Here is a 21930-nt window from a genome sequence, read left to right as displayed (position 1 = left end):
ATTCGTTGTTTCTTGAGGCCTTGTCGTATGAAGACGGAAGTCACCTCAGACATAAGTCGGCTCGTTATAGAGGACTAACGTAGATGAATAGGTAGCCAGTCATGATGCTCTGGCCCTGTGTAGTCTGCACTTGGACGAATGATGCGATTGTTTTCTCTTTGTTCGAACACGTGTGCCGTCCAACCTGTGAGGCGGCTCATCACAAAGATTGGCGTAAACAGTTTAGTTGGGATGTCCATGAAGTGATAAGCCGACGCATGGAAGAAGTCAGCATTACAGAACAGTCCTTTCTCGCGTTTCATTACCGCTTCAACACGCTCAGAAACCGCGTAAAGCTGCTTATCTCCCACCTCTTGAGCTAGCTCTTTTGACCAACGCTTGATTAGAGCATTTCGTGGGTCGCTTTCACGATAAATGGCATGACCGAAGCCCATGATCTTGTCTTTGTTAGCAAGCATATTCATGATGTTCGTTTCCGCTTCATCGGCGGTTTGCCAATCTTGGATCATTTCCATCGCAGCTTCGTTTGCACCGCCATGTAAAGGGCCTCGCAACGTACCAATCGCTGCTGTGACACACGAGTGAATATCCGACAACGTTGATGCACACACACGAGCCGCAAAGGTTGAAGCATTAAACTCATGTTCCGCGTAAAGGGTCAGCGAGCAGTGCATCACCTTCTTATGAAGTTCACTAGGCGCTTTATCCGTTAGCATCTTCAGGAAGTAGCCACCTAAACACTCTTCACTTTGATCTTCAGTATCAATTCGCACACCATCATGGCTAAAGCGGTACCAATAACAAATAATGGCAGGGAAAAGCGCAAGCATGCGTTCGGTCGCAGACAGTTGTTCAGAAAAATCAGTCTCTTGCTCTAAATTACCTAGCATTGAACAACCCGTTCTCATGACATCCATAGGATGAGCGTCTGCTGGAATAAGCTCTAGTGCTGCTTTCAAAGGTTGAGGCAACCCGCGCAGACCAATCAACAACGTTTTGTAATCGTCTAGCTCTTTTTCACTGGGTAAATGACCTCTTAGTAGCAGATGCGCCACTTCTTCGAACTGAGCATGATTAGCAAGATCGGTAATATCATAACCACGGTAGGTTAAGCCGGTTCCTGATTTTCCTACCGTACATAGCGCCGTGGTTCCCGCACTTTGACCACGTAGACCAGCACCACCGATTGCAGGGGGGCTTAGGGGTGCACTTGCTGTTTTTGCGCTTTGTTGTTGGTTTTCTGTTGAAGCCTTATCGATAGCTGCTTTATCACTCAAAGATACAGACATGGTGAACTCCTTTTCTGTGTTAGCCGCCTGCACTCTTTGGTGCTACCTGTTTATGTGTCCGATGATCTTTATCATCGGTACTGGATATGGCGACTAACCATTTCACGTTATTGGATTAAGTTGATTTTTGATTAATTGAAACTGGTTTACCCTTCACTTGAAAACAACTGATCAAGCTTGTTCTCGTAGTCGTGGTAATTCAGATGTTCGTAAAGCTCTTTGCGAGTTTGCATGGAATCCAGCAGTGCTTCTTGATTGCCTTCAACTAACAAGTGTTTATAAACATTCTCCGCCGCTTTGTTCATCGCACGGAATGCACTGAGTGGATAAAGCACCATGTCGACACTCGATTGCGCCAGTTCTTTACAGTTGTAAAGTGGTGTTTGGCCGAATTCAGTGATGTTTGCGAGAACAGGCACGTGCTTACCCGTCGCTGATTTCAGCGCCGCCGAGAGCTTCACGTATTGGTCGAGTTGGTTCATCGCTTCAGGGAAAATCATGTCCGCACCCGCTTCAACACACGCAATCGCGCGTTCAATCGCTCTGTCTATGCCTTCCACGGCCAGTGCATCGGTACGAGCCATGATCACAAAGCTCTCATCGGTTCTCGCATCGGTTGCGGCTTTTACTCTGTCAACCATCTCTTGTGGGCTCACAATCGCTTTATTTGGTCGATGACCACAGCGTTTCTGAGCCACTTGGTCTTCCATGTGAATCGCAGCTGCGCCCGCTTTTTCCATAGCTCGAATGGTACGTGCAATATTAAATGCGCCACCAAAACCCGTATCGATATCCACCAGCAATGGCAGATCACATGCGTGAGTAATACGTTCAACATCGACCAACACATCGTTCAATGTGGTGATACCCAAATCAGGCAAACCGTAAGACGCATTGGCGATGCCTCCACCAGACAAATAGATCGCCTGATGCCCCAAGTTCTTTGCCATCATCGCGCAATACGGGTTCACCGTGCCGACGATCTGCAATGGGTCGTTGTCTTGCACAGCTTGTCGGAACTTTGCTCCCGCTGATAACTTCATAATGACGCTCCCTGTTAATTGTTTATTTGTAAGCCTATTAATCCATATGTTTGGATTGAATTTGTTGTTCGATAAGCATTCGACTACCTGATATATGTCGTCGCATCAGCATTTCTGCTAGCTCTTCATCACGGTTACGGATGGCTTGTAGGATATATTTATGTTCATCAAGCGCCTCTTTTGGTCGAGACTGCGCTCTAGGCGATTGGTAGCGATACATGCGTAATAAGTGATAAAGCTCATCACACAGTAGAGAAATGAGTTTGCTGTTGCGGCTGGCTTTAATGATTCGATAATGGAAGTCAAAATCGCCGTGTTGGTGGAAATAAGAAGAACCTTCTACTTCATCGATATGCTGAGAGTGTGTCGACAATAAGCCTTCAAGACCGATCAGTTCTTCTTGTGTGATATGTCTCGCTGCGAGTCGCGCAGCCATGCCTTCCAAAGCCTCTCGCACCGCGTAAAGCTCTAGCAGTTTTTCTGCCGAAAAAGTAATAACTCGTGCGCCGACATGAGGAATGCGTTCAATCAAGCCAAGCCCTTCAACACGCATTATCGCTTCACGTAGTGGACCTCGGCTTACCTCAAATCGTTTAGCCAGTTCAGGTTCCGAGATCTTACTGCCCGGTGGTAATTCACCGTTAACAATCGCCTCGACGAGATACTCAGTGAGGTTTTCTGATTTAGTGTTCTCTTTATCGTTCACACGTGTCTTCGTGTTTGCATTTAAGCTGAGATCTTTTATCGCAGTATTCATATTCACGCTGCTCACTTCTGATTGCTGAACCTTAATTGTCAACAATTCCATAACATGAACATAAAATACACGATTAAATTGTCGACAATCAAGCTAATTGTCGACAATTTAGACTAAGGTAGTATCTTTTATAGACGATGAAAACTTATCCCAAAGGACACCAAAAACAACTCAACCATATGTTATTTATCGACTTAATCAGAGTAAGAGTCACTAAACCCTTATCTACCCTAAAATCATTTGGAATCGATGTGTCGACAACTAGCTAAGCCAAGTTGCCAAACACCACTTAACCTATACCTGTCATCGAGTTCAACGATAAGCCTTATGTCTCTCAACGAATAAAGACATTAGCTCCCCGTCGTGAACTTTATGAACTTTATTCACCCAATGTTCTTTATCCTCAATATCGCCGCATTACAGACAATTCATTAACACATCGTTAACTTTAACCTTACCTGCTAAGCAATGTCCTACCCGTTTGTTTAGCAGCTATATATAAAACATAAGTTTCTCTCCATTGAAGAGATCCCCTACATAAGGAACGTGAACCATGTTCAAGGCACTGAAACCTACTCTTGCGGCTTCTATTATCGCAGCAACCTTTTCTTTCAACACTTTTGCTGCTGACGTAGAAAAAATCCACTTCCTAATCCCTGGCGGCGCTGGTGGCGGTTGGGATATGACAGCTCGTGGTACGGGTGATGTATTGGTGAAATCAGACATCGTAGAAAATGTCTCTTTCCAAAACCTTTCTGGTGGTGGTGGCGGTAAAGCGATTGCTCACCTAATCGAAACGGCTCAACGCCAAGAAGACACGCTAATGGTGAACTCAACGCCTATCGTTGTTCGTTCACTAACGGGGATCTTCCCACAATCTTTCCGTGACCTAACTCCTGTAGCAGCAACCATTGCCGATTACGGTGCAATCGTCGCGTCTGCGGATTCTAAGTACAACACTTGGGAAGACGTCGTTAAAGAATTCGAAAGCAACCCACGTAAAGTGAAAATTGCTGGTGGCTCAGCTCGTGGCAGCATGGACCACCTTGTGGTTGCGGCAGCGTTCAAAGGCGAAGGTTTTGATGCGAAGAAAGTGCGATACATTGCTTACGATGCAGGTGGTAAAGCAATGGCAGCTCTATTATCTGGCGAAACACAACTGCTTTCGACAGGCCTTGGTGAAGTGCTAGAAATGTCTAAATCAGGCCAAGTAAAAGTATTGGCAGTGACGGCGCCAAAGCGTCTTGACGCTGCACCTAACATCCCAACACTGACTGAGTACGGCAACGAAACCGTATTCGCTAACTGGCGTGGTTTCTTTGCGGCACCTGGCACAAGCCAAGCGAAGATCGACGAGTGGAATGTAGCGCTTGGCAAAATGTACAAAACCGATGAGTGGCAAGTGGTTCGTGACCGTAACGGTTGGATCGACAACTACAAAGCTGACAAAGATTTTTACGCCTTCCTAGAAGATCAAGAAAAACAGATGGGCGACCTAATGCGTGAGCTTGGTTTCTTGAAATAACCAACAACCATAGAGGGCTTATGTGCCCTCTTACTCTTTCCTTGTTTCGCCGTGCATGAGTTAACTTCAAACTCCTTTGTTTATTCGTAGACGTATTACTAACGCTTGCCGATTCGTTGTAAACGCAAGTGGCTGATAAACCAGTACCGTAATTCGCTTACCTTTGGTTAGTGATCCCAGACATTTCATTGACTCGCTCATGTACGGCTTTTTTACTTTTTATACCACCCCAAATGGAGTTGGATATGTCGGACTTACCAACCAAATTTTTCAGTAAGGAATCTTTGCTTTCAGGCGATCGTCTCGGAGCTTTGATCTTTATGCTGGCGTGCTTGTGCTACGGCTACCAAACCACGCTGATTCCTTTGTTTCCCGGTGACGAGTACGAACCCTTCACAGCAAGAACCTTACCTACCCTGTTGACGTTTATCGGCATTGGCCTCTCGTTGATCCTGCTAATAACAGGACAACCGGATAAGAAAGTCACATGTGACACAACGCCGCTGAACTGGAAACTGCTGATTGGCTTCTTAGTGTTAATGGCACTGTACGGTGTTGGGCTGACTTATCTTGGCTTTGTTTTAGCAACCAGCTTCTTCTTACTTGCAGGCTTTTACCTACTGGGTGAGCGTCGTAAATCTATCTTGTTTGGCGCGTCGTTTCCTTTCGTTATCGCGTTCTTTCTTCTTTTAACTCAAGGCTTAGATATCTACCTAGAGCCTGGTTTAATCTTCACTCTTTGGTAGGGATAACATTATGTTAGACGGAATTTTACAAGGACTTTCTACCGCTGTGATGCCAATGAACATCATGATGGTAATCGTGGGCTGTTTCGTAGGTACCTTCATCGGGATGCTTCCGGGGTTAGGTCCAATCTCAGCCATTGCTCTGATGATCCCTATCACTTACGGCCTAGACCCATCTTCTGGTCTTATTTTGATGGCCGGTGTTTACTACGGTGCGGTATTTGGTGGTTCAACATCATCCATCTTAATCAATGCTCCGGGTTGTTCTTCAACGGTAGTAACCGCGTTTGACGGCTACCCGATGGCTCAAAAAGGCCAAGCGGGTAAAGCTCTTGCACTCGCAGCTTACTCTTCTTTCACAGGCGGTACGCTTTCAGCAATCATGCTTTTGATTGCCGCACCGGCTCTAGCAAGCGTGTCATTGAGCTTCCAATCTTCAGACTACTTTGCATTGATGCTATTAGGCTTATCCGCTGTAGCGGCGTTTGCAGGCCCAGGTCAGGTAATCAAAGCGTGGATGATGACCATTCTTGGTTTAATGCTATCAACTGTTGGTATCGACAAAGGCGTTGGCGTTGAACGTTTCACTTTTGGCCTAACGGATCTGATGGATGGCTTCAGCTTCCTATTATTAGCGATGGCAACGTTCGCACTGGGTGAAACCTTGATGGGTATTCTAAAACCAGAGCAAGACACCAGCGCAGAAGAAAGCCAAAAGATGGCCGATATTGGTAGCATGAAGGTCACCAAAGAAGAATTCAAAGAAGTAGCGCCAGTTTCGATCCGCTCTTCTATTCTCGGTTTCTTTACCGGTATTCTACCGGGCGCAGGCGCGACTATCGCAGCTTTCTTAAGCTACGGCATGGAGCGTAGTCTAGCGCCAAAAGACAAGCAGAAAGAGTTCGGTAAAGGCAGTATCCGTGGTCTTGTTGCTCCTGAATCAGCAAACAACGCAGCTTCAAGTGGCTCATTCGTTCCGCTACTGACGCTAGGTATTCCGGGATCTGGTACCACTGCAATCATGCTAGGTGCATTGATCGCTTACGGCATCCAACCGGGCCCTCGCCTGTTCGTTGAACACCCAGATGTATTCTGGTCGGTGATTATCTCTATGTACTTTGGCAACATTGTATTGGTTATTCTGAACCTGCCTTTAATCCCTTATATTTCTAAACTGCTAGCGGTACCTAGAACGGTTCTACTGCCAATGATTATCTTCTTTTCAATCACTGGTGTGTACTTGGTGTCATTCAACACGATGGATGTGTTTGTGATGCTAATTGTGGCGATGGCAGCGATAGCGTTGAGGCTAGCCAACTTCCCATTGGCACCATTACTGTTAGGCTTCATATTGGGCGGCTTAATGGAAGAGAACTTAAGACGTGCATTGATGATCAGCGATGGTGAGCTGAACTTCTTATGGGAACGCCCTATTACGATGACCTTCACTATCTTGGCTGTATTGGTTCTTGCTAGTCCGATTCTAGTTAAGCTGTTCAAGAGCTTTAGAACAAAACCAGTAGAAGTGTAAAGCTTTACCGAATCAACTAAACCTCAACGAAAGGAGCCATTGGCTCCTTTTTTCAATTAGAGCCTCAATTCAAACCAGCGGTTAAAGATGGTAGCAAACTCACAAACCTATCTTTACAACACACATGGCGCTGATATTCATAACAAATTCAAGTAAGGTAACCAATTAGTTAACGTATTGGATTCTAAACTATGGATTGGTTGATTCTATTCTTGTCAGGCGTGATTGGCGGTGTGCTTAACTCCATTGCGGGTGGCGGCAGCTTTATCACCTTCCCTGCTCTATTGTTTGCTGGCGTTCCACCAATAGCAGCCAACGCGACTAATACCTTTGCTTCGTGTGCCGGATACATTAGCGGAGCCTACGCTCTGCGCCACGAAATTCAATCTGGTACCAAGCAGCTAAAACTGACCATTGCTTTATGTGTCATTGGCGGTGGTATCGGGGCTTTCTTGCTACTTCACACACCAGAAGCTCTGTTCACTCAATCCGTTCCTTGGCTGTTGCTGTTTGCAGCTTTGCTATTCACGTTTGGCGGCACGCTCAATAAATGGTTAAAGCAAGCCACAGCAAAACATAAGCATGCCACCAGCGCAGGTGCATTCTTTTCCGCTTTATTGCTTTTGATTGTTTGTATCTACGGTGGTTATTTTAATGCAGGTTTGGGCATTGTGACATTGAGCTACTTGGCGCTGGCTGGTTACACCAATATCAACGTGATGAATGGCATCAAACTGCTCGTGTCCGCGTGTGCTTCCCTCGCTGCGATCGTATTTTTTATCGTGAATGGCTCTATTGATTGGCCGTCAGGCATGGCCGTTTTGATGGGGACCTTGGTTGGTGGCTATTACTCAGCAAAAATCTCTCGCCGTATCCCACAACAATATGTTCGTAACACAGTAATCATCGCGAGTTTTTTAATCACCGCATATTTCTTTTATTCAAGTTAATTGGGGTTCAAACATTACATAGACTAAACAGAGGTCACCGGTAAAAATGACATCTGAGTTTATCTTTCACTACTTTATAGCTCATAAAACAACCACGCAATAATATGTGAAGCGAGTCTGCCAATTAGCAAATTTGAGAATAATTTAGACTCTTTTTAGCCTTTATTTTACTGAGAATGGGATAATTCTTATGTGGTACGTGATACTTCATAGGAGACGTTATGAACATTAAACTCGGTCATGTCATGTCATCAAGTCGCCTCATCTGCTTTGTCGCTTTTCTCACAGCAACATTCGCATGGATCTTAAATATGCCAGCTCTGTTTTCCGTGTCAGCACTATTTTTGATTATCAGTGCGATCGTTTATATCGCCGATCTTTGCAAGAATAAAAAGAAGAGACGCGATCGGTAATCTTCAACGGTTTCAAATTTAACTCATAAAAAAGGAGCACTTAGGCTCCTAATATATTCTGTGCTCATCACGTCGTCGAACTAGCGACGTCCGCTCTAACGGCGAAAGTTACGACCGTTGCCACCTCGGCGCTCTTTGAAAGCAGACGCGGCTTTAGCTTGTGACGCTTGAATAGACTCAACCGTCAACTCCATTGGTTCACGAGGTTCTAAACCGTGACGGAACGTACGTGAACGTGGTGGCATCTGATATTCGATATCAGACGCTTTAGGCATACGCTTAAAACGGTACAGGTAAAAGTTTTCTACCTTCTCACGAGCCCATTCTGTCTTCTTTAAATATTTAACAGCACTTGCTACCGTTGGTTTAGTGTTAAAGCAGTTCATGCGCATTGCCGCATCTAAAATTTCCCAACCATAATGATCGACTAATTCAGTGATCATGGTTTCAAGCTTTAAGCCGTGCAATGGGTTATTTTGTTGCAGTTCGATTCTTTCTTCTTCAGTCATAACATTACCTTTTTCAAGGCAACTAAAGGCCTTGAATTTACTCTAGAACACCGTCATCACTGACCATTTCTAGCTCAATCACTTGGGCATTACATCCATTGCCCTTATTTATGCCTTTATGATGGCATAAAGCATGCTCGTTATCCTATTTATCTTTAAAATTAATTTCGAATTGGTCATTTAACATTCGGGGTATCATCAACGGCCCTGCATCTCGGGTGTCCTCTTCGGTTCCGAAACCTCACCATTCAAATTAACAAAAATGCTCAAGCAACAAAAAAGGATGCCGATTAGCATCCTTTTGTTTTCTCTGTATCGCTGATAAGAACAATATTGTTCTTAACTGAATCTAACTAACGATTATACGTCGTAAGTTGTAGAAGCAGTATCGCCGCCTGTACCAGTCCAGTTTGTGTGGAAGAATTCACCACGTGGACGGTCAGTACGCTCGTAAGTGTGAGCACCGAAGTAGTCACGTTGAGCTTGTAGAAGGTTCGCTGGAAGACGGGCTGTAGTGTAGCCATCTAGGAACGTTAGTGCAGAAGTCATACATGGCATTGGGATGCCAGATTCCATAGACTTAGCTGCAACTTTACGCCAAGCGCTCATGCAGTTGTCTAGGATACCTTTGAAGTATGCATCTGAACCTAGGAAAGCGATCTCTGGGTTCGCTTCGTAAGCATCACGAATGTTGCCTAGGAATGCAGAACGGATGATACAACCGCCACGCCACATAAGTGCAACGTTACCGTAGTTTAAATCCCAGCCGTTTTCGTTCGACGCCTCACGCATTAGCATGAAACCTTGAGCGTAAGAGATGATCTTAGAAGCCAGTAGAGCCTGACGAATTGCATCAACCCACTCTTGCTTGTCACCTTCAACTGGAGCAACCGTCTTGCCGAACAGTTTCTCAGCTTCAACACGTTGGTCTTTAAGTGCAGACAGGCAACGAGAGAATACAGACTCAGTGATTAGAGTCAGTGGGATACCCATGTCTAGTGCGTTGATACCTGTCCATTTACCTGTGCCTTTTTGGCCAGCAGTGTCTAGGATCTTCTCAACTAGCGCTTCACCGTCTTCATCTTTGTAGCCAAGGATATCAGCAGTGATTTCTACTAGGTAGCTGTCTAGTTCAGTTTTGTTCCAGTCAGCAAATACAGCCTGCATTTCGTCGTGGTTCATACCTAGGCCATCTTTCATGAACTGGTATGCTTCAGTGATAAGCTGCATGTCACCGTATTCGATGCCATTGTGAACCATCTTAACGAAGTGACCAGCACCGTCGTTACCAACCCAATCACAACAAGGCTCACCCGCGTCAGTTTTCGCGGAAATACCTTGGAAGATAGGCTTAACCGCTTCCCAAGCTTCAGGAGAACCGCCGGGCATGATAGAAGGACCGAAACGAGCACCTTCTTCACCACCAGAAACGCCAGTACCGATGAAGTGGATGCCTTTCTCACGAAGAGCAGCAACACGACGGTTAGTGTCTGGGAAGTTAGTGTTACCGCCATCAATGATGATGTCGCCTTTGTCTAGAAGTGGTACAAGCTTGTCGATGAACGTATCTACAACGTCACCAGCACGAACCATAAGCATCACTTTACGTGGCGCTTCTAGCTTCTCAACTAGCTCTTCTAGAGAGTAAGCACCAACAATGTTAGTACCTTTAGCTGGGCCTTCTAGGAACTCGTCTACTTTAGCAGCAGTACGGTTATGAGCCACAACTTTGAAGCCGTGGTCGTTCATGTTTAGGATAAGGTTCTGACCCATTACTGCTAGGCCAATTACACCGATATCACCTTTCATTATTTTATCTCCTTGCGGCTATTCGCACTTATGCGATAGCACTTGCTGCACTTGAATCTAGGAACCACTCTGTTTCGCCAGCTTTAGACTGGATTTTCGCTGCCGGATAAGGCAATTCTGAAGCAGGAGTTGTATGAATTTCTTTAACGATCTCAACTTTACCTGCACCCAGTACTAGGAAACTGATTCGTTTTGCTGCTTCTAAAACTTTTGCCGTTTTAGAAACTCGGATTTGACCGGACTCAGGATGAGAAGCTAATAGAGAGAGTCTCTCGTCTTGGTAATCAGTTACACCCGGAAATAGCGAAGCTGTGTGGCCATCGGCACCAACACCTAACAGAATCCAATCGAAAATAGGCGTGCCGTTTTCACAAGGAATCACATCAGCCATTTCTTTAGCAAAGCGCTCGGCTTCAGCGTTAGGCTCATCTTCACCACGGATGCGGTGGATATTCTCTGCCGGAAGGTTCACGTTCGAAAACAGTAACGCATTCGCTTCACCGAAGTTGCTTTCAGCGTCATCTGGTGCCACGCAACGTTCATCGCCCCACCAAAAATGAAGGTTATTCCATTGAATACCTTCTGCGTATGGTGCTTGAGCTAACAGCTTAAAGAGCATTTTTGGCGTGCTGCCGCCCGACAATGAAATATGAACAGGTCTGCCCTGTTCACTGTAAGCTTTCATTTCGTTTGCTAGGTTTTCAACGACCAATTCTGGCGTTGCAAAGATCTTGTGATTGATCATAATTCGCAGTAATCCGTGTCTGTTAAGTTTTTGCATGGGAAACGCCATGCTCGGCCATCACGTTGCAGAAGCTCATCCGCCTCCTGTGGGCCCCAAGTACCACAAGCATAGCCAAACAGTGCTTGAGGATCTTGTTTGAAGTCTAAGATTGGTTGAACGTATTTCCAACATGCTTCTACCGCATCAGTACGTGCAAACAGAGTTGCATCACCGTTTAACGCATCAAGAAGCAGACGCTCATAAGCCGTTAGCATTTGAGTTTCAGGCAAGTCAGAGTAAGAGAAGTTCATCTTGACTTCTTTTGCCTTAAAGCCTGCACCAGGTTCTTTCAAACCAAAGCTCATCTGGATACCTTCATCCGGTTGGATACGGATAATCAGTTTGTTCTCTGGTGCATCTTGGCCAAATACTGGATGTGGTGTGTTCTTAAAGTGAATCACGATTTCAGTTACACGTGTAGGTAAACGTTTACCAGTACGTACGTAGAAAGGAACACCATTCCAACGCCAGTTATTGATGTGAGCTTTCAAGCCGATGTAAGTTTCAGTACGAGAGTCATCCGCAACACCTGGTTCTTCACGATAACCTAACAATTGCTGGCCGCGAACGTCTGATGCTGTGTATTGACCTAGGACCAAGTCTTTACGCAGATCATCTTCTTCTAGTGGTTTTAGACACTGAAGGACTTTAACCACTTCGTCACGAATAGAATCCGCATTGATTTGAGCTGGCGGCTCCATGCCTACCATTGCTAGTACTTGTAGCAGATGGTTTTGGAACATGTCGCGCACAGCCCCAGAGCTGTCGTAGTATCCGCCACGTTCTTCAACGCCTAGGAACTCAGCACCCGTGATTTCAACGTAATCAATGAAATTACGATTCCACAGTGGTTCAAACATCGCGTTTGAGAAACGAAGCACTAGAAGGTTTTGTACCGTTTCTTTACCAAGGTAATGGTCGATACGGTAGATCTGGTGTTCTTGGAAGTGATGATGGATCTCTTCATCCAACGCCTGAGCAGATGCTAGGTCGTAACCAAATGGCTTCTCAATGATAAGACGACGCCAGCCGTTCTTCTCATCGTTCAGGCCATGCGCAGCAAGGTTTGCTGGGATCACACCATATAAACTTGGCGGCGTTGCCAAATAGAACAGTGTGTTATGGTTTTCGAATTGGTAGTCTTGCTCAAGATTATCTAGACGTTGTGCTAAACGAGCGTAGTCGTCTACATCTGAAGTGTTGATCGCCTGGTAATGCAAATGCTCAATGAATGCATTTAGCGTCTCTGGTTCAGTTTTTTCCATTTCCTGAAGAGACTTCTTCAGCTTCTCACGGTAAGACTCGTCGCTGTACTCAGTACGGCTCACTCCAAGAATCGCAAAGGATTCAGGAAGTTGATTGCTAGCATACAGGTGGTATAAAGCAGGAATTAACTTACGATAAGTTAGATCTCCCGACGCACCAAAAATAACGATGCTGCTGTTTTCAGGTATTACCATCATCTTTCCTATAAAAACAAGGTTTTTAGTATTCGCCAAAGGTATCAGCGACATACAAAAATAGATAATAGGTCTTAACTATTACATCAATAGCAAGTGCCTATTACACTTGAGAATGCGTTTGGTAAACGAGGGTGAAAGCTATCACCTCTATTCGGGACAGTATTGTCTATGACTATTTGATTTACATCAACCACTGTGAAGGCAATCGATTAAATATTGGCTCACTTTGTCCGGAATATAAGCGATTATTGAGTTCGTAAAGCCCGTTGTGACGATAATTCCTCGTTCACGAACATTGTAGTTAATAAAGAATGGTATCTGGTCGGTGGAGTTAACTGCGGGATATCCGAAGAAAGCAAACAGCGCTTTACTCAACTGATTTCGCATTCTACGTTTAAATTAAGCGCTACCTTCAAGCAAACGAGAATCTTTTAAGCAGGAGGAGCTTTAAGTAGAAGGGAAGACTTTAAGTAAAGAGTACTACCTTCTAATTTTGCCCTATCGTTTCGCTCTATTATAGCACCTCTCAGGGCGACCGACGGTGCCATAGTTTAAGTCGGCAACCAACTCACCCGTCGTGATCAAAAACTCTAAGTAGCGTCTGGCTGTGGTTCGGCTTGCACCAATACGTTCACCCGCTTCGTCCGCCGTGATGTTGGTCGCGCTTACTTGCTGAAAAAGCGCTCTGATCTTATCCAACGTTACGCCATCAATTCCTTTGGGTAAGGTTGATACCTTTCCTGAGCCCGCTTTCGCATTGGCTTGCAGCATCTTATCAACCAAGCCTTGGTTCAAATCCGATACACTTTCAAACTCTTGCTGTCGCGATTGATACTTTTTCAGCGCCGCTTCTAAGCGAGGAAACATCACAGGTTTCAACAAATAATCTACCACTCCACCGCGCATTGCCTGTTGCAGAGTATCCACATCCCGAGCAGCAGTAATCAAGATAACGTCACAACCTTGATTGCTTCCTCTTACGTGATTCAGAATATCCAATCCACACCCATCAGGGAGATACACATCCAACAAAACCAAATCCGGCTTTAAGATATCCAATTGCATTAAGGCTTCAGACTGCGTGGTCGCAATCCCCACCACATCAAAGCCACCCATCTGTTCTAAATAACGATGGTGTAGCTCTGCAATCGCAATATCATCTTCAATGACCATGACTCTCGTGATTGCGCTCATTTATGTTCTTCCTTTAACCATGCTTTTTCCGTCACGATGATCTTCACAAGATCGCTTCGCGCTTAATTATTATTGTTCATCTTTTGGCAAATAAACCGTCATTCGTGTGCCAAAGTCGTGGTTGTCGACCATTTCAAGCTGACCTTGATATCGATCTGTCAGTTGCTTTATCAGATACAAACCAACACCGCGATTTTGCTTCGCTTTACTCGAGACGCCTTTTTCGGTGAGTGCTTTGGTCTCCAAGTCTTTCGGTAAACCACACCCTTTGTCTTCTACTTCTATGATAATTTCATTACCAAAATCACTGATTGAAACTTCAATAACCCGACGCGCTGGAGCAATTTGAGCCTCTTGCTTAATAGCCGTCATAGTGGCATCAAAGGCATTATCAATCAGGTTGCCTAGAATTGTGACAACGTCATCCGCGTTCAGCCAACTAGGCAGCGCTTCAAGCCTTGAGCCTTCTTCGACTTTGAGCTCTAAACCAATTTCCCTCGCGCGCTCCGTTTTCCCTAAGAGCATACCTGCAATAAGCGGGTCTTTAACGGTTTCACGCAAGAACTCGATCAAGCTTTGGTAGTGTGCGGTTTCTTGGCCAATCAGTTGCTGTACTGAATCCAACTCGCCCATCTGAATTAGGCCACTGATAGTGTTTAACTTATTTTGGTGTTCGTGCGTTTGCGAACGTAGCAAATCCGCATACTCTTTAGTTTGAGAAAGCTGATCAGTTAAATCATTAATCTCATCTCGTAATCGGAAACTGGACACCGCACCGACCACTTCACCGGCCACAGTAATTGGGCTACGGTTAGCAATAATTCGTTTGTTATTCAGGTATAATTCAACATCGTGGTCAATTTCTCCCGTTGATAAAAGTTTCTCCAAATCACTGCCAGCCAATACATCGGCAAGGCGCTGATTAAGGGATTTATCCCTGTCTATCGACAAAATATCGCAGGCACTTTTATTAATAGAACGCAAAATGCCGTGCTTATCGATACTCAGAATGCCCTCTTTCACGGTACTCATGGTTACATCTAACTCAACATACAATCGGCCTATCTCTTCAGGCTCAAAGCCTAAAATAGCGCGCTGAAAACGGCGAGAGACATAACTTGAAATCAAAGCGTTGACCGCAACCACCAACAAAGCCATCACGATCAAAAAGGCTAAATAAGGCTCAATCCTGTCTTGCAATGAATCCAATAAATAACCTACAGAAACCACGCCAATGACATTGCCTTGAGCATCTTTGACTGCAGATTTACCACGTACAGAAAAACCGAGTGAACCTTTAGCCGTCGACACATAAGACTCACCCAATACCAACGCTTTTTGGTTATCGCCACCACGCATTGGTTTACCGAGCCTGTCATCATAAGGGTGGATCAAGCGGATACCTTTATCATCTCCCACAACGATAAACGCCGCGCCAATCAGCTGAGTAAGGTTACGAAATTTAACTTGGGTTTCTTCAGACAGAACGTAGGGAACACCATTAGCATCCAACGTTCCATTTTCTTGAATAATACTGGTGACAAGTGGCGATTCGGATAGAAATTCAGCAACACCTAATGCTTTCAACCCCATCTCTTGCTCTTGAGATTGCTTGATATAATAAAAACCTGCAGCAGACAGTATCAAAAGTTCAACGAGCCCAGTGACCGTCATGATAATCAGCAACCTTTTTCTGAAGCTGATGCTACTCCATTTCATATAGAACGTCCCTAATACTTAGCCATTGATGTTAACACCAAGTTAATTCGATAGCCTTTGTACTTATACGAATTTGTGACTGTTACTCAACTAAATAATTGGGTTGGCTCTTAATTAGTAATCCCTTACGTTATGTCACTTAGGCTATTGTTCAATTTCAGAGCTGATTGACTCAAAAAATAAATAAACGAGTAAACATTGAGCTAGATCACTTAGCTTTTAGGTGTTTTTAGGTTGTTTAAAATAAATACAATTACAATAGTTGCATATGAAGAAATTTATTGTTGTTAAACTGTAAGTCTCCATTTTAAGACAGCTATCTAGGTCGCAATTTGGATTAACAGAAAGGCAACAATCATTGACCCGCTAGACGTGTCGTACAGTAAGAAACTTGTAATTTTGCTGTTGAGAAAGTTAAAAAAATGAGTGATGTCTCCAACCCTATTTGTTTGCCTCTACTTAAACAGTAGACAGGAATGAAAACTCAGAGGTGCTAGTGGAACATCAGCTAGACTCAGTTAACGACGAAAAAACACTAATAATAAGGGCATGTAAGCCAGTGGTGATGCCCAATGACAACGGGATAAAAAACATAACGTACAAACATTGTTGAAAAGGAAACCAGGCAATGAAACGCGATAATTTTGGAATTTGTCTAACTAAGACTATGCTATTCAAACACTTACAATCTACTTTCACTCATGTAAGAGCCTATGAGAAAGACGATGCATCCCCACGCGATCTCAAGGTATTGTTAGCATTTCCGCAAATGTCAGGCAAAGATTTATTACAAACAATGCAAGGGTCAAAGCAATTGGTATGGCGAGCCGATCACCATTGTCCAAGCTTTAAATAGACCACTTAATGCTGTAAAGACAACTATTTACAGAACTTAGAGTGCACGCTTCGGCGTGCTTTTTAAGTGTTATTTATCTTTGACATCTTCATCACTCTATCTTATTACACTTGATTGACGAGTTATGAGACTTCTGTTGGTGTGAGACAATCTATTCACAGATACAATCTATTCAAGACAAATAACTATCGCCCTGCTAACATTAGAGTTAATACTCTAATTGGTATTTAATTACAGATGACCAAACCAAAATTCCGATACCTTGCGATCGCCAGTATGCTTCTCAGCACTATGGCTTCACCAGGCTATGCAGCTTCGCTCACTTTTTCTGAAGCGTGGCAAATATTACAAGAAAACAATAACTCACTTGCGGCTCAACAAGCCAACGTTGAACGTTATCAACACCTTCAGAACTCAACGAGTAGCCTCAATCTTCCATCTATTACCTTAGGGGCTAACTACACGCACCTTGATAGTGATGTGACGATTAATGGTGAACAGTTTTCGGATAGTTTAAGTGGAGTTCCTTCAATTGGCTTTCCCATTCCCCCTCAAATTGTAAATACGCTGGGCGGTATCACCTCAACCATCACCGAACAAGACATCTTTAGCTCTTCGATTCGCGCTATTTGGCCTATTTTTACGGGCGGACGGATTACCGCCGCACAAAATGCAGCCGAAGGTAAAAGCGAAGAAGCGCAAAGTCAACTGTTGATGGAAAAGCAGGCGCGATACGAAGACCTAAGCAAATACTACTTCTCAGTGATCTTAGCGGAAGATGTAGTGAAAACGCGTCAAGCCGTAGAAGCAGGCTTAACTCAGCACCGAGATTTCGCTATCAAGATGGAACAACAAGGGCAAATTGCACGAGTAGAACGTCTACAAGCGGATGCTTCTTTAGATAAAGCGGTCGTTGAACGCACCAAGGCTGAGAATGATCTTAAGATTGCTCAGCTAGCACTGACTCAAATTCTTGGCCAAAGTCAACGCGTCGAACCTTCAGAGCAACTGTTTATCAACAAGAACCTACCTCATATGGATGTGTTCATTGATCAAACACTAATGACCTACCCCGGCCTTAAAATCCTTGATGCGAAAGAGAAACAAGCAAGTAGCTTAATTAAAGCGGAGAAAGGTAAATACTACCCTGATGTGTACCTTTACGGTGATTACAGCTTGTATGAGGATGACTCTCTAGCCAGCGAAATGAAGCCTGATTGGTTAGTTGGCATTGGGGTAAACGTTCCGTTACTGGATACCTCAGGGCGCTCAGACAAAGTAGCCGCTGCTCACAGCGCTGTTTCTCAGGTCCAATTCCTGAAGTCACAAGCTAAGCAAGACTTAACCGTGTTGGTTCAAAAGACTTACCTCGAAGCAAACCAAGCAATTGAAGAGGTTCAAGGACTGAATTCCAGCCTTTCATTGGCTCAAGAGAACCTATCCCTACGTAAAAAAGCCTTCACTCAAGGGCTCTCTAATTCGTTAGAGGTTGTTGATGCTGAACTCTATCTTGCGAGCATTAAAACCCAGCAATCTGCTGCGCGATTTAAATACCTCATTTCTCTCAACAAGCTTTTGGCGCTAACCAGCGAAATGAACGCTTACTCGAGTTACTCAACTTCTTCTTTTTCGTCTGATTTCGATTCAAAAACAGACACCGATAGCCAGTCAAAAGGATAATTCATGAAACCTATTAAGCCCCTTCTTCTATCTTTAGTTGGTATCGGAATTATTGGCTGGGTCGGATACAGTTTTTACCAAGCGTATCAGCCTCAACCCGTTAAGCTTCAAGGACAAATCGATGCACAGCAATACAGTATCTCTTCTAAAGTGCCCGGCCGAATAGACCAAGTCTTTGTACGCAAGGGCGATTCAGTGGAAAAAGGAGAATTGATCTTCTCTCTTCTTAGCCCAGAAATTGATGCAAAATTAGAACAAGCAAAAGCGGGACAGAAAGCGGCAGGTGCATTGGCTAAAGAAGCCGAGAATGGTGCGCGTAGCCAACAAATCCAAGCTGCGAAAGACCAATGGTTGAAAGCCAAAGCTGCTGCAAACCTAATGAACAAAACCTACCAACGAGTGAATAATCTTTACAACGATGGTGTGGTTGCCGAGCAGAAGCGTGATGAAGCCAAAACACAGTGGCAAGCGGCGAAGTACACCGAAAGTGCCGCTTTCCAAATGTACCAATTGGCGCAAGAAGGTGCTCGCGACGAAACCAAAGTGGCAGCCGCTCAAAAAGCGTTAATGGCGGCAGGTGCGGTAGCGGAAGTTGAGGCTTACGCGAAAGACACACAGATCCACAGCTGGTTTAGTGGTGAAGTGGCCCAAGTACTATTGAGCAGTGGTGAATTAGCGCCACAAGGTTTCCCCGTTGTCACCGTTATCGATACTCAAGACGCCTGGGCTGTGTTCAATGTTCGTGAAGACATGTTGAAGCACTTTGAGAAAGGCACTCAATTTGAAGCCTACCTTCCTGCTCTAGATAAATCACTAACCTTTAAAGTGACTCATATTGCCGTCATGGGTGATTTCGCGACTTGGCGCTCAACCGATGCAGCGCAAGGCTTTGACTTACGTACATTCGAAGTAGAAGCACGCCCTGTCGACACCGACGAAACACTGCGTATGGGCATGAGCCTTGTGGTTGAGCTTTAGGTGGCGTATGTCTGCTAACTCTCACTCATCAGATCACCATAAAGTGACGAGTATATTACTTAGGCAGTGGGCGATAGTCAGCAAAGACAAGTGGTTGTTGTCGTGCCTAACGTGGATACCTTTGCTTCTTGCTGCCAGCATTTGGCTAATTTTCTCACAAGGCATCGCTCGTGACTTACCCGTTGCGGTGGTTGATCTTGAACATAGTCAAATTTCGCAACAGTTCACGCGCTTAGTTGATGCCTCCCCGACGCTGCAAGTGAGTCAGAAATACAGCTCAGTGAGCGAAGCAGCTAAGGCGATGATCAAACGCGATATCTATGGCTATGTTGTCATCCCTAGACACTTTGACCGAGATATTTACTTAGGGTTAAACCCGCAAGTATCGGTGTTCTACAACAGCCAATTTATTTTGATCGGCAAACTGGTTAACTCGGCTCTGCTGCAGGTTCAAGGCACATTTAACGCGCAACTCGAAGTGGTGAAACAACTTTCGCATGGTGATACCACAGTGCAATCCGCATTAGGCCAAGCAGTAACAGTGCAAAGCCAGATCACGCCACTGTTCAACAAGAACAGCAGTTATGCTCAGTTCTTGGTGTCTGCGGTTATTCCTGCACTATGGCAGATCATGATTGTGGTGGGCACGATATTGGTTTTGACGGCGAACGTTAGAGCTTGTGGGCTTCACGCTTGGTTATCCAGCGCCCCTGTGAAGTCACTTGCATCAACATTAACGCCCTACCTTGTCTTGTTTTTGATGTTTGGTATCGCGTTTAGCTTTTGGTTCTATGTGCTCTTAGACTGGCCATTTAACGGCAGCTTTGTGGCATTGACCATCGCCCAACTGCTTACTGTGATTAGTTGTATCATCATGGGTTGTTTGTTTTTCTTCTTAACACTTGATCCTGCAAGGGCAATGAGTTTCGCTGGCGCATTTACGGCACCAAGTTTTGCATTCATGGGGATTACCTTTCCGGTGACAGACATGAACACGGTAGCTCAAATTTGGAGAAGCTTATTGCCTGTGAGTCATTACATCGAAGTACAAACAGGACAGTCTAGCTATGGCGTGAGCGCAGCACAGTCGCTGATCAGCCTCTCTTCCATGTTGTGGTACGCGGTTCCTGCTTTCGTGGTGATGTTGTTAATTAAGAAACACTTGGCTCAATCGGCTCTGTCTGCACAAACGGATCTAACAGCCCAAGCTGCTCTATCTGCAAAAGCGACGCCGTCAACACAAGCAACACTGCAAGAGAAACCAGAAGCATCAGCACAACAAGGAGTAAAACGATGAGCTTTACTCAACTGCTCAAGCAAGAACTCTTAGCGGTACTTCGCAACCCTGTTGTATTGCTCACCGTGTTCGGTGGTGTGGTCTTCTATTCCTTTTTGTATCCGTTGCCTTACGCTAATCAAGTACCTCAACAATTGAAAGCGTCGGTGGTGAACTTGGATAAGAGCAAAAGCAGCTACCAGTTAGAAAGAATGGTCGATGCGACCTCTCAAATCGATTTGGTTCGTCGAGATTCCACCATCGAAGATGCGAAACAAGCCGTGCTGAACCAAGAGATTGGCGGGTTCATCGTCATCCCAGAAGATTTCTATAAAGATCTACTTCTTGGAAATAGCCCTACGCTCTCTTATGCAGGCGATGCATCTTACTTCTTGGTATACGGAACCATTGTTGAGGGGTTAGCCAAAGCCGGAGGCACGTTAGCTGCACAAGTTAAGGTCAGTCATTTGTTAGTCGAAGGTGTGCCTTTAGAATCGGCAGCCAAAAGTTACAGTGCATTTAGCTTAAACCTAAAGCCAACCTTCAATAGTCGCATGGGATACATCGATTATGTTGTTCCTGCGGTCTTTGTGTTGATCCTACAACAAACCTTAGCTATGGCTTCTGGTTTAGTTGGCGCAACACAAAACGCTCAATCGACATTTGGTTATTGGAGTAAAATGCCACCAGCTAAGCTGATCCTTGCTCGTTGTTGTACCTTAGTCGGCGTTTATTACTTGTTGTCCATGTACTACTTCGGAGCCAGTTTCTCGATGTATGGGATTAACTTGCTCGCCTCTATGACTCAAATTCTAACTCTGCTGCTGCCTTTCTTACTGGCAAGCTGTTTGATCGGAATTTTTATTGGTGAGCTAGTGCCAAGAAGAGAGTTAGTCACTGTCGTGGTGTTGATCAGTTCGATGCCACTTATCTTCTCCTCTGGATTTATCTGGCCTGTTGAAATGATGCCTCAGTGGTTAGTACTGTTATCACAGCTATTCCCAAGTACACCGGCGATTCAAGGTTTCTTGGCTCTTAATCAGATGGGCGCTTCATGGCAAGAAGTAGCACCTCAATGGACGCTGTTATGGGGACAAGTTGTTCTATGGGGTTGGTTGCTGGCACTTAAACTCTACCACAAATCCAGCAAAAGCACGGTTGGCAACAGCAATAGTCATCGAGCCGTTTAGTTTTATGTTCTAGCGGAAAGTACTCATGCTTTCCGCTCATCAAAAAAGCTCTGATAAAGGGCTTTTTTAATATCCTCAGATCCGAATACACCTTCAGCCTTCGAATGTTTAAACACCTCGAAAACATATCGAGTACTCGAACTCCCCTACGTTCCCTCTATGTCCCTACAACCCATCACTCTGAATTCTCCTTCACCCGCCCCTAAAACAACTACTGC

At 44.8% G+C, this 21930-nt stretch carries 19 protein-coding genes; 10 read left to right on the top strand and 9 right to left on the bottom strand.

Features of this window, described 5'->3' with window-relative positions; translation table 11 throughout:
• Positions 1-74: 74 nt before the first annotated feature.
• From prpC to WR49_RS02010, 3 genes are all read right to left on the bottom strand, one after another.
• Entirely contained in the window at positions 75-1289 is a 1215-nt protein-coding gene (gene prpC / locus WR49_RS02020) for a bifunctional 2-methylcitrate synthase/citrate synthase (RefSeq protein WP_046222887.1), read from the bottom strand.
• Between the two features lie 146 nt (positions 1290-1435).
• On the bottom strand, positions 1436-2332 hold the full coding sequence (prpB, locus tag WR49_RS02015; RefSeq protein ID WP_046222886.1) for a methylisocitrate lyase: 897 nt from the start codon (positions 2330-2332) through the stop codon (positions 1436-1438).
• Positions 2333-2369: 37 nt separating this feature from the next.
• Entirely contained in the window at positions 2370-3089 is a 720-nt protein-coding gene (locus tag WR49_RS02010) for a GntR family transcriptional regulator (protein ID WP_029626809.1), read from the bottom strand.
• Positions 3090-3642: 553 nt separating this feature from the next.
• Here WR49_RS02010 and WR49_RS02005 point away from each other — a divergent pair.
• The 5 genes from WR49_RS02005 to WR49_RS01985 all read left to right on the top strand — a co-directional run bounded on the left by WR49_RS02005 (position 3643) and on the right by WR49_RS01985 (position 8254).
• Positions 3643-4614, top strand: a complete 972-nt coding sequence (locus WR49_RS02005; RefSeq protein WP_009846588.1) for a tripartite tricarboxylate transporter substrate binding protein — start codon at positions 3643-3645, stop codon at positions 4612-4614.
• A 245-nt stretch (positions 4615-4859) separates the two neighbouring features.
• Positions 4860-5360 (top strand): tripartite tricarboxylate transporter TctB family protein, encoded by a 501-nt coding sequence (locus WR49_RS02000; protein WP_046222885.1) that lies wholly within the window; start codon positions 4860-4862, stop codon positions 5358-5360.
• Between the two features lie 10 nt (positions 5361-5370).
• Positions 5371-6891 (top strand): tripartite tricarboxylate transporter permease, encoded by a 1521-nt coding sequence (locus WR49_RS01995; protein WP_046222884.1) that lies wholly within the window; start codon positions 5371-5373, stop codon positions 6889-6891.
• 191 nt (positions 6892-7082) lie between these two features.
• The gene (locus tag WR49_RS01990) at positions 7083-7841 is read left to right on the top strand and encodes a sulfite exporter TauE/SafE family protein (protein ID WP_017063809.1); all 759 of its coding nucleotides are present in this window, start codon (positions 7083-7085) and stop codon (positions 7839-7841) included.
• A gap of 221 nt (positions 7842-8062) precedes the next feature.
• The gene (locus WR49_RS01985; RefSeq protein ID WP_017055243.1) at positions 8063-8254 is read left to right on the top strand and encodes a hypothetical protein; all 192 of its coding nucleotides are present in this window, start codon (positions 8063-8065) and stop codon (positions 8252-8254) included.
• 95 nt (positions 8255-8349) lie between these two features.
• On the opposite strand, the gene WR49_RS01980 is transcribed toward WR49_RS01985, so the two are convergent.
• The 6 genes from WR49_RS01980 to WR49_RS01955 form a co-directional block, all read right to left on the bottom strand.
• On the bottom strand, positions 8350-8763 hold the full coding sequence (locus tag WR49_RS01980) for a VF530 family DNA-binding protein (RefSeq protein WP_017055242.1): 414 nt from the start codon (positions 8761-8763) through the stop codon (positions 8350-8352).
• A 360-nt stretch (positions 8764-9123) separates the two neighbouring features.
• A complete protein-coding gene (gene gnd / locus WR49_RS01975) occupies positions 9124-10572 on the bottom strand; it encodes a decarboxylating NADP(+)-dependent phosphogluconate dehydrogenase (protein ID WP_017055241.1) in 1449 nt (482 codons plus the stop codon).
• A 28-nt stretch (positions 10573-10600) separates the two neighbouring features.
• Positions 10601-11317: a 6-phosphogluconolactonase gene (gene pgl, locus WR49_RS01970; protein WP_017055240.1), complete on the bottom strand. Its 717-nt coding sequence runs from the start codon at positions 11315-11317 to the stop codon at positions 10601-10603.
• Positions 11314-12816 carry a glucose-6-phosphate dehydrogenase gene (zwf, locus tag WR49_RS01965; protein WP_017055239.1) on the bottom strand — a complete coding sequence of 501 codons (1503 nt, stop codon included), beginning with the start codon at positions 12814-12816 and terminating at the stop codon, positions 11314-11316. Before zwf ends, pgl begins: the two co-directional genes overlap by 4 nt.
• Before the next feature lie 501 nt (positions 12817-13317).
• Positions 13318-14013, bottom strand: coding sequence for a response regulator (locus WR49_RS01960; RefSeq protein WP_017055238.1), 696 nt, complete (start codon positions 14011-14013; stop codon positions 13318-13320).
• 69 nt (positions 14014-14082) lie between these two features.
• The gene (locus WR49_RS01955; protein WP_032547857.1) at positions 14083-15732 is read right to left on the bottom strand and encodes an ATP-binding protein; all 1650 of its coding nucleotides are present in this window, start codon (positions 15730-15732) and stop codon (positions 14083-14085) included.
• A gap of 628 nt (positions 15733-16360) precedes the next feature.
• On the opposite strand from WR49_RS01955, the gene WR49_RS01950 reads away from it, so the two are divergent.
• From WR49_RS01950 to WR49_RS01930, 5 genes are all read left to right on the top strand, one after another.
• Positions 16361-16588, top strand: coding sequence for a hypothetical protein (locus WR49_RS01950; protein WP_017055236.1), 228 nt, complete (start codon positions 16361-16363; stop codon positions 16586-16588).
• Positions 16589-16825: 237 nt separating this feature from the next.
• A complete protein-coding gene (locus WR49_RS01945; RefSeq protein ID WP_046222883.1) occupies positions 16826-18268 on the top strand; it encodes a TolC family protein in 1443 nt (480 codons plus the stop codon).
• Between the two features lie 3 nt (positions 18269-18271).
• A complete protein-coding gene (locus WR49_RS01940; protein ID WP_017055234.1) occupies positions 18272-19246 on the top strand; it encodes an HlyD family secretion protein in 975 nt (324 codons plus the stop codon).
• A 7-nt stretch (positions 19247-19253) separates the two neighbouring features.
• Entirely contained in the window at positions 19254-20543 is a 1290-nt protein-coding gene (locus WR49_RS01935) for an ABC transporter permease (protein WP_046222882.1), read from the top strand.
• The gene (locus tag WR49_RS01930) at positions 20540-21712 is read left to right on the top strand and encodes an ABC transporter permease (protein ID WP_046222881.1); all 1173 of its coding nucleotides are present in this window, start codon (positions 20540-20542) and stop codon (positions 21710-21712) included. The genes WR49_RS01935 and WR49_RS01930 overlap by 4 nt, the downstream gene beginning before the upstream one ends.
• The last annotated feature ends 218 nt before the right edge of the window (positions 21713-21930 follow it).

Source organism: Vibrio sp. ECSMB14106 (assembly GCF_000972265.1).
Lineage (GTDB): Bacteria > Pseudomonadota > Gammaproteobacteria > Enterobacterales > Vibrionaceae > Vibrio > Vibrio kanaloae.
Note: the sequence above shows the minus strand (reverse complement) of the source record. Positions and strands in the feature narration are given on the sequence as shown.

Bases quoted from the DNA above. Each gene is read 5' to 3' on its own strand.
- WR49_RS01980 (WP_017055242.1), bottom strand. From the start codon at position 8,763: ATGACTGAAGAAGAAAGAATCGAACTGCAACAAAATAACCCATTGCAC.
- WR49_RS01940 (WP_017055234.1), top strand. From the start codon at position 18,272: ATGAAACCTATTAAGCCCCTTCTTCTATCTTTAGTTGGTATCGGAATT.
- WR49_RS02005 (WP_009846588.1), top strand. From the start codon at position 3,643: ATGTTCAAGGCACTGAAACCTACTCTTGCGGCTTCTATTATCGCAGCA.
- WR49_RS01930 (WP_046222881.1), top strand. From the start codon at position 20,540: ATGAGCTTTACTCAACTGCTCAAGCAAGAACTCTTAGCGGTACTTCGC.
- WR49_RS01995 (WP_046222884.1), top strand. From the start codon at position 5,371: ATGTTAGACGGAATTTTACAAGGACTTTCTACCGCTGTGATGCCAATG.
- WR49_RS02010 (WP_029626809.1), bottom strand. From the start codon at position 3,089: ATGAATACTGCGATAAAAGATCTCAGCTTAAATGCAAACACGAAGACA.
- WR49_RS01960 (WP_017055238.1), bottom strand. From the start codon at position 14,013: ATGAGCGCAATCACGAGAGTCATGGTCATTGAAGATGATATTGCGATT.
- gnd (WP_017055241.1), bottom strand. From the start codon at position 10,572: ATGAAAGGTGATATCGGTGTAATTGGCCTAGCAGTAATGGGTCAGAAC.
- WR49_RS01985 (WP_017055243.1), top strand. From the start codon at position 8,063: ATGAACATTAAACTCGGTCATGTCATGTCATCAAGTCGCCTCATCTGC.
- pgl (WP_017055240.1), bottom strand. From the start codon at position 11,317: ATGATCAATCACAAGATCTTTGCAACGCCAGAATTGGTCGTTGAAAAC.
- prpB (WP_046222886.1), bottom strand. From the start codon at position 2,332: ATGAAGTTATCAGCGGGAGCAAAGTTCCGACAAGCTGTGCAAGACAAC.
- WR49_RS02000 (WP_046222885.1), top strand. From the start codon at position 4,860: ATGTCGGACTTACCAACCAAATTTTTCAGTAAGGAATCTTTGCTTTCA.
- WR49_RS01950 (WP_017055236.1), top strand. From the start codon at position 16,361: ATGAAACGCGATAATTTTGGAATTTGTCTAACTAAGACTATGCTATTC.
- WR49_RS01935 (WP_046222882.1), top strand. From the start codon at position 19,254: ATGTCTGCTAACTCTCACTCATCAGATCACCATAAAGTGACGAGTATA.
- WR49_RS01955 (WP_032547857.1), bottom strand. From the start codon at position 15,732: ATGAAATGGAGTAGCATCAGCTTCAGAAAAAGGTTGCTGATTATCATG.
- zwf (WP_017055239.1), bottom strand. From the start codon at position 12,816: ATGGTAATACCTGAAAACAGCAGCATCGTTATTTTTGGTGCGTCGGGA.
- WR49_RS01945 (WP_046222883.1), top strand. From the start codon at position 16,826: ATGACCAAACCAAAATTCCGATACCTTGCGATCGCCAGTATGCTTCTC.
- WR49_RS01990 (WP_017063809.1), top strand. From the start codon at position 7,083: ATGGATTGGTTGATTCTATTCTTGTCAGGCGTGATTGGCGGTGTGCTT.
- prpC (WP_046222887.1), bottom strand. From the start codon at position 1,289: ATGTCTGTATCTTTGAGTGATAAAGCAGCTATCGATAAGGCTTCAACA.